8 protein-coding genes are annotated in these 7,134 nt (G+C 56.7%); all 8 read left to right on the top strand.

The window, feature by feature from the left end:
* Window positions 1–1,212: endonuclease toxin domain-containing protein (locus tag H163_RS24705; RefSeq protein ID WP_208975413.1), on the top strand; the 1,212-nt coding region annotated here is incomplete at its 5' end.
* Window position 1,213: 1 nt separating this feature from the next.
* Complete coding sequence (locus tag H163_RS0115015; protein WP_026355894.1) at window positions 1,214–1,744, top strand: contact-dependent growth inhibition system immunity protein; 531 nt, start codon at window positions 1,214–1,216, stop codon at window positions 1,742–1,744.
* Between the two features lie 162 nt (window positions 1,745–1,906).
* Entirely contained in the window at window positions 1,907–3,157 is a 1,251-nt protein-coding gene (locus tag H163_RS23730; protein ID WP_019965421.1) for a hypothetical protein, read from the top strand.
* 98 nt (window positions 3,158–3,255) lie between these two features.
* Window positions 3,256–3,675: a hypothetical protein gene (locus H163_RS24430; protein ID WP_147290472.1), complete on the top strand. Its 420-nt coding sequence runs from the start codon at window positions 3,256–3,258 to the stop codon at window positions 3,673–3,675.
* A 219-nt stretch (window positions 3,676–3,894) separates the two neighbouring features.
* Window positions 3,895–4,317, top strand: a complete 423-nt coding sequence (locus H163_RS0115005) for a hemagglutinin repeat-containing protein (RefSeq protein ID WP_280176615.1) — start codon at window positions 3,895–3,897, stop codon at window positions 4,315–4,317.
* Between the two features lie 4 nt (window positions 4,318–4,321).
* Window positions 4,322–6,031 carry an RNase A-like domain-containing protein gene (locus tag H163_RS23725; RefSeq protein ID WP_019965417.1) on the top strand — a complete coding sequence of 570 codons (1,710 nt, stop codon included), beginning with the start codon at window positions 4,322–4,324 and terminating at the stop codon, window positions 6,029–6,031.
* On the top strand, window positions 6,028–6,345 hold the full coding sequence (locus tag H163_RS24425; protein ID WP_147290474.1) for a contact-dependent growth inhibition system immunity protein: 318 nt from the start codon (window positions 6,028–6,030) through the stop codon (window positions 6,343–6,345). The genes H163_RS23725 and H163_RS24425 overlap by 4 nt, the downstream gene beginning before the upstream one ends.
* A gap of 78 nt (window positions 6,346–6,423) precedes the next feature.
* Window positions 6,424–6,744, top strand: coding sequence for a hypothetical protein (locus H163_RS0114995; protein ID WP_147290475.1), 321 nt, complete (start codon window positions 6,424–6,426; stop codon window positions 6,742–6,744).
* Window positions 6,745–7,134 lie beyond the last annotated feature (390 nt).

The raw sequence follows: 7,134 nt of genomic DNA, 5'->3' as shown, positions 1-7,134 counted from the left end.
GAGGCTGACCTGATCCGGGCCAACGCGGCCCGCTATGCGGTGGAGCAGGGCTATTGCGAGAGCATTGCGGCCTGTGATGCGGAGGCTGTCAGCCGTGCCACGCTGGAACTGACCTCAGAGACCCTGCGGGGCGTTTCGGATGACTTTGATTATCTGGAGGTCAACAGCAATGCCCGTGCCTTCCTCAACGGTCTCGCGCAAGCTGGTCAGCAGGTGGATGGCCAGACACTGTTCGGCGAACTGGACCGCAAAGGTTCGGAATACCGCAACTCGCTGATCAACATCAGCACTGTGCTGCAAACGGCAGATACGCTTGGCCTGCTGGATACACGGGAAGGCAGAACCATGCTGTCGAGGGCCTATGCCCTCGCCGCTGATGAAATAGGACCGCATTTCAACGAGGTTGGCCGCAGCGACGTCCTGAGCCTTCTGTCAGGAATGGACACGCTGGCCAGCATATATGAGGCAATCGCGGCAGATATTCTGACCAACCCTGAAGATCCGGCATATGCGGATGTTGATCCCATGATGCTTCGGGGCGAGTTGTCTGCCTCCGCCTCGCGCCTGCGCAATATGATCAAGATTGCCGTTGTGCGTGGTTCTGGCCACTTCACCTTTACCGAGAAGCTTGGTGGGGGCGGTCCGGAAACAAGGATCATGGCGCAGGCCTATGCCGAGAACCTCGCCAGCTTTGCAGGCGGCTTGGACGGCGCGATGGGAATAGCGCTCCGCAGGATAATCAAGAATGGTGCCATTGGAGCGGGGAAAGGGGTAGGTGAAGCCGTCGATCGCAGCACAACAGGAATTGTGTGGGGCAAGGGCATTCAGGATCAGGGTATGCCTTGGGAGAACTACTTGGCTACCAAGCTGCCAGCTGACTCGCGGCTCCCTCCCAACTTCAAGACATTTGACTTCTTTGATCCAGGCACCCAGACAGCGATCAGTGCAAAAACGCTCGATACAACGACTGCGGCAAGGACAATCAGACCTCAGCAAGTCTACTCTACACTCAAACGTAACATTGATGCGGTCGCTAGATTCGAAAAGTATGAACTTGGAGAAAGAACCCTCAACTCAAGTCAGATCAAAGCCAAGGAACTGCATGTTGCTGTCCCAAGTGCAACCAACAACGCGCAATGGGAGCAAATCAAAAAGGCGGTCCAGTATGGTCAGAGCAACGGTGTAACCGTCAAGGTCACGAGGATTCAATAATATGAATGAAGTTGTAAGAAGCCGGTGGGCTTCGGCGAAATTCAACAATGATTTTTTCCGCATAGAAACTTATTCGGGATACAGTAGTCCCATTCGTGATCCTTTGGGCGTGCAGCATTTGCTGCAACCCGATGCCAGCGATCAGGAACTGGGTTCGGCATTGCTGGATGCTCTTGCGCACAGCCGGTTTGTGCTGGGCGTGCCACGCAATGATGTCCGGGTTCATCCCGAAGTTACCTATGATATGAGCCTCTATGATTATGAACTGAGCAGGCAGCGCTATGCGGAGTGGATCCGCAAGCTGATGGAGCGGTTTGGCTACAAGACCAAACGTGCCTTGTTCAAGAACATGAAGAGCTGCAATATTGAGAGCAAGCTCGGAACAATATCCATCAGTCCCAGTCACCACGAAAAACTGGAGGCTTGGAGTGGCAAGGGGTTGACCGAGAGCGATGATGTTCATCTTCCGGACACCAGCCCGGCTGAGGAAGTGGGCGCTGCGCTCCGTCTGGCCTTCAGCCGCTGCACGTGACTGCTGGAAAGCCAGACTGTCCTCTTCCGACTCTCCCTGAGTTTGCCTCATCGGGAATTAGTCAAGCCCGTGCCGCGCCCGAGCATCCCAAAGCGTGATGTGGCAATGCCTCCGTTTTAACGGGGCCCTGCAATAGAATTCAGTTAGCCTTGCTGTACGGGCTTGCAGCGCGGCGCGGGCTTTTTCCGGTGTAAGGACGGCGACCCCGCCAAGGCCGCCCTGCACGCCGCCGTCGGCGCGGCCGTCGCCGCCATTGCAGGCACGGACATAGGCGCGGGCGCTGCGGCGGGGCTGGTGAGCGAGCTTGCCAACGGCGTCGTCTCGCAGATGCTGAAGGACCATCCGGATCTCACCACGGCGCAGCAGGACGCCATCCGCCAATGGACCGCCACCGCCCTCGGCGCCGCCATCGGCGGCCAGGCCGGCGCCGCCGCTGCGCTGGATAATATCAAGCATAATTATCTCTCTCATGTGCAACTGGAAGAATTCAAAGAGAAGTTGCTTGCCTGCGGCGGTGATCCCGCTTGTGAGCAGGAAGTGGGTGCCGAATACCGGGACTTGAGCCGGTCGCAGAACGAAGAGCTTCTTGAGGCCATATCTGCCAGCGATCTCGATGTTCTATGGAAGGCATACAAGTCCGGAAACTCTGCTGAACTATATGAAAGCATCCTGAAGTCACTCGGGCCGGATTCTGAAGCGGCAGCCATATTCTATGATGTCTTCTGGAAAGGGGCAGTTGTACAGACCGGCAGCGGAACCCAGGGCTACTTCACCGAGATCGCCTTCTTTACCATCCGAGATATTCTGGCGGAGCGACTTCTGGCTGGAAACACTGACGTTTCCCTTTCTGATCTGACCAGGCTCGCACAGTTGGAACTGGGAGAAGGTGCCTTCTCGCCGCAACTTGGTCAGATCATCGGAGCAGCGGCAGCGGTCCGCTACAGCAAGGCAAAGCAGCCAAATGCAGGTCAGAGTTCGAACGGTATTGACTCTGCGGAAAACTTGGGTGGAAAAGGAGCGCCAAGTACGGAACTCGACGTGCCGGGACGGGTTCAGTCGAGAGTTAATCTGGCGAGTGGCTCGACCCGCTTTACACCACTGAATGATGCAGGGAACCCTGTTGCATCAGGCTGGAATCATGTGGTCTCCCGTCACTTTGGGGGAACTAACACCCAAAGTCAGTTCACGCTTTCCCAATCTGAGGTGCGAGGTATTTTGCAATCTGATCGGGTTGTGTCTGCGCCTATAACGGAAGTCAAAATGATAAATGGCACGCCGACCTATGTACGGACAGTAGATGTTGGTCAGCCAGTTGGAACAGTCCGTCAATCACATGGAGGCGGTACGACCTCGCGGATCACGGTTCAGACCGACGGTGCCGGGAACCTGATTACTGCCTATCCCGTGCCGTAGGTGTAAATATGGATTTAAATTGCCGTCGAGATCAGTTTTCATATTTTCTGGGATATGCTTCGAAAGGCAGCGAACGCTTCCTAAATGAAGCAATTCGAATGCATGTTGATGAGGGCTATGAAGCTCCTTCACCAGGCGACGTTTTCCAGCATTGCCCATTTAATGACACCTTGGTTCAGATAATCCGAGGATTTGATGTTTTTGAGAGTAGCAAAAAAATAAATATGGCCAATAATTTGAAAAATATACTGGCTGAGTTTATGTTTTTGGTGGCGGACTTTGAGCCGCCATGTTGCGGAGATGGTCGTACTTTTTATGAGAAAACGACGAGCGGAGATATTGTTTTAGGCTGTGACCGATGTGGCGCTGCTTACTCTCTTGATGCGCGGCCAGTTCAGTCAGGTAGGCGTATGAGGATGACCAAACCTCAGTTTGAGAAAATTTTCGACAAAGGTACAGCCAAAGACTGGCCGTACCATAGGAAATTGAAAATGCTGCTCGCGGGATCGGCGTTTTAAATTTAGCCGTCTCCGGCATCCTCTGGCGCCTGTTACCGTGGCATTCTGATTGGGCAGACGTAGTCGCCTGTTGTCTTCTAGAAGTTGTTGTTATTCAGGTTACGTTATTTTAAGTGGAGAGACCCGAACCTGCGAGCAGGGTGGCGACGGTGGCGAAATCCCATTTGCTTGTCTGGCACAGGCTTCGATGCGGACGCGATCTGCCACAGCTCCCGGTTTGTGGCCTCGGAATCTACCAGCATGGATACGTCCAGTTCGTCGCGCTCGGCCGGTGTCAGCGTGACGGTGGGGGTTGGCATGAAGGGGGCAAATGTTGGCGTTGGCGCCAGCGTTTCGGCGCAGAACGGCACCTCCTCCAGCGCGCAGACGGCCCACACCAATACGAACATCACGGTTGGCGGCCATGCGGATGTTTCGGCGGGGCGGGACATTGCGCTGAAGGGCGCGCTTGTTGATGCCTGGTCGGCGGAAGTTGAGGCGGGCCGCAACCTGACGGTGGAAAGCCAGCTGGACACGGGAGCAGGCTCCAGCGCGGATTGTACCAAGGCTTTTGATGCTGACGCATCACGCCTTGAAGATGCTCAGGCGCCGCACGGGCTTGACCAGCTCCCGATGAGCCGGGCTCATCGGGAGCTGGTATAGGGGCATGAACGCCGGTGTCAGCTACAACTTCACCAGCGGCCAGTTTGGCGCCAATGCGGGTGTCAACGCCGCGCAAGGCTCGCAGAGCCGTGCCTGGGTGGAGACGCCGTCCGGCATTGTCACCGACAGGGACCTGACGGTCACGGTTGGCGGCCACACGCAGGTTACGGGCGGTGTCATCGGCTCGCGTTCGGGCGAACTGGCGCTGGAGACGGAGACGCTCGGGACGCAGGATCTCGCGCTGCATGAGACGAACCGGCATGTCTCCGGCGGGGTGAATGTCTCTGTGGGCGTCTCGAAAGAGGGTGACGTCACGCCCGGCGGCTCGCTCGAAGGGGCCTATGCCAACGCGGAGAGGGAAGGCATCGCCAAGGCCACGATCGGCCAGGGCACCATCGTGGTGCGGGACGGGGATGGCAATGGCGTGACAGCCGCAAAGCTGCGTGCCGAGGCCGACGCAGCAGAAGCCTCCGGCGGCTCCGCCACCGCCGCCGCCCTGCGCGAGCAGGCGGATGCGGAAGAAGCCAGCGACAAATCCGCCACGGATACCCAGCTCGCCAGCCTCAACCGCGACCTCGACACGGTCATCGAAGTCACCCGCGAGACCGAAGAGGGCTTTGACCTCTATGTTTCGGACACGAGCGTGAAGGCGGTCAAGGAGACCGTGGAGAAGGCTCTTGAGCCGGGTGGCTTCGTCGACAAATACCTTCTTGGCAAAGATCTGACGGATGAGGAGAAGGAAAACATCCGCACTGGGCTTGCTGCCCTTGGTGCGGGCGGCAGGCTTGGAGGCTGTTCCACCCGCGAGGGGCGCAGCGGCTTCAACCCGTTCGACTGGCTGATTACGCCAGCTTATGCCTTCCCAATCCATTGCGCGATCTACCTTGCAGACGGGTCACGTCTGGAGCTTGGCACTAAGGCTTATGAGGAATGCAAAGACGCCATTTATGCCTACCTGAACGGTCTTTCCGGTGAAGAGCGTGCCGCAATTGTTGCGAGCGCGGGTTTCGGTATGGGGTCAGGTTCGGTGGGACCGACCGCGGATAGCATCCTTCAATATGGTTGGCTGCTTACGGCGATCGAACAGCTTGATGGGCAGGCAAGAGGCGAGCTGTTTGATGCCTACATGAACGGCCGCGCCGATGGGACAAATTTCAGTGAGCAGATGATCGCGGAACGTTGGGCTGTGTGGCACAACTCGGATCTGACGCTTGCCGAAAAATGGGCCGGGATCGAAGCAACTGGACTTGATCTGAATACCGTGGTTGCCATGGCAATGCTCGGGGGTGTGGTCGGTCGAGTTGGGGGGAAGGGTGCTGCAAATAGTCCAATCGTACCTGGCGGGGGTCTTCAAGCACACGAAGCAGCAGGTGGCCACCTTATTAGCAGGCATGTGGGGAAATCGGATGCCGACCTTGGAGCACGCCTTAGTTCTCAGCCTAATATCACTGCTGCATCCTCTTTTCCTGATCGTGTAACAGCCGAACGTGCTGTTTCATCTGCTCTCGATGCCAATGCTGCGAATATTTCACAGTTTCTGAATGGGTCGAGTGGTAGGCTTGTCATCAATCATAACGTAGGTAGTTCGGTTGGAAATGTCATGTCGCGGGGATCAACGACATCGGCGCAATCGTCTAACGTCCGCGTTGTTCTTCAACGCGATCCAACAATGCCGACCGGCTATCGAATCATCACAGGGTTTCCAGTTCCATGACAGAGAGGTTCGCTACATTAGAGCAATTACTTGGTGGATATTTTCATCAAGATTGGGATATTGCGGGAGAGACCGATATTGATGTCATTTTAGCTTTTCGCCAGGAGGAGTCTGCTGGTTTAGTGAATGATTTGATGTCCGAAATTGATCTTCTATTGCAGTTAAATGCTTCTGATCCATCAAAAATCGATGATATTTTGGCGAGTCTTGGTTGTGAATATTATTATCAATCTGCTGGTTTGACCGGATTTTCATGGTTGGAACGAGTTCGATCTTTGCTCGCGTCCCCCGAACCTCAGCCTCCTTCCAGCTGATATTATTCCATTCCGACAGGGCAGAAGTGTCTGCCTGTCGCATCCTGGATTGGTATGACTTCCCCTGCGCACTGAACCTTGATCGGATTCCGCTCTAAGCCCAGGGGGTGCTTTCATGCCATTGGCGGCGCCGGTATCGGGGCGTCCGGGTCTGCGAATCAGGGCCGTGTCATCGGTGATTTTGCCAGTGTGGGCGAGCAGAGCGGCATTGTCGCCGGGCGGGGCGGCTATGATGTCACCGCCGGCGGCAAGGTGGACCTGACCGGCGGGGTGAATTTTTCTGCCAAGGCTTTTGATGCTGACGCATCACGCCTTGCCATTGCTCAGGCGCCGCACGGGCTTGACCCGCTCCCGATGAGCCGGGCTCATCAAGAGCGGTTCTTCCACGGCAGAGGCTGAGGACAACTACCTCTCTGCCCGTGAACTGGTGTGGCGCGACGTTCAGAACAGCTCCGCCTCCTCCAGCTCCGGCTTTGGCGTGGGCTTTGGTGTCAACTTTGACAAGGGCAAGGTGGCGTCCGGTGATCCCCTGTCCGGCACGCTGACGCTTATCGTCAACATGCCCGCGCGGGAAGGTGAAAGCGGCGCGCCGGAGCAATTCCAGCAAAAGTGGGAACCGGTTTTGCGCCCGGAATTGCGCAAGGAAAGAGACGGGGCGCTTTGGGCGGCCGGGCTTTCAGCGAAAGCGCCCTGTGGCCACCGTGACGCCGGGCACGCTGGAGCTTTCGGACCAGAGGCAGGACCTTGCCAGCCTGAACCGGGATGCCGGGGCGGCGCATGTTTCGGTGG

The organism is Pannonibacter phragmitetus DSM 14782 (assembly GCF_000382365.1).
Lineage (GTDB): Bacteria > Pseudomonadota > Alphaproteobacteria > Rhizobiales > Stappiaceae > Pannonibacter > Pannonibacter phragmitetus.
This window is presented reverse-complemented; position numbering and strand designations above follow the sequence as displayed.